Source organism: Streptomyces sp. BE20, assembly GCF_036322525.1.
In the GTDB taxonomy this organism is placed as follows: Bacteria; Actinomycetota; Actinomycetes; order Streptomycetales; family Streptomycetaceae; genus Kitasatospora.
In genome coordinates this window covers 1-327 of record NZ_JAQYWW010000972.1, presented here as the reverse complement: position 1 = coordinate 327, position 327 = coordinate 1, and the positions used below count along the sequence as shown (strand labels likewise).

Genomic DNA, 327 nt, shown 5'->3' with positions numbered 1-327 from the left:
TTGTGGGGTGGTTACTCGCTGTGTCTTCGTCTGCGAGGTTGCTGTGTTGGATGTGGGGGTGTTCTTGGCCTGGTTGTGCGCGGTGTTTGTGGTTCTGTGCGGTGCGGGTGTGCTGGAAGTGGGCGTGGGCCTCGACCCGGTGGTCGCGGAGGTGGTCGATGTCCCCGTCGCGGTAGCCGAGCAGGAGGCGGAGGGGGACGGTCGGGTGGACGTCCGGGCCACGGTGGTGCAGGGTGTGGAGCTGCTGGGCGCCGCGTGCGCCGTGGACGCCGACCCGGAGGAGGTGCTGGGGGCGGTGGGAGCGGTACAGCAGGGCGGCCTGGTCCG

The 327-nt window shown here is 70.0% G+C and carries 1 protein-coding gene; it reads left to right on the top strand.

Features of this window, described 5'->3' with window-relative positions; all coding sequences use genetic code 11:
• Positions 1 to 109 precede the first annotated feature (109 nt).
• A partial coding sequence (locus PUR61_RS25205) for a hypothetical protein (protein ID WP_329881670.1) occupies positions 110 to 327 on the top strand: 218 nt, incomplete at its 3' end.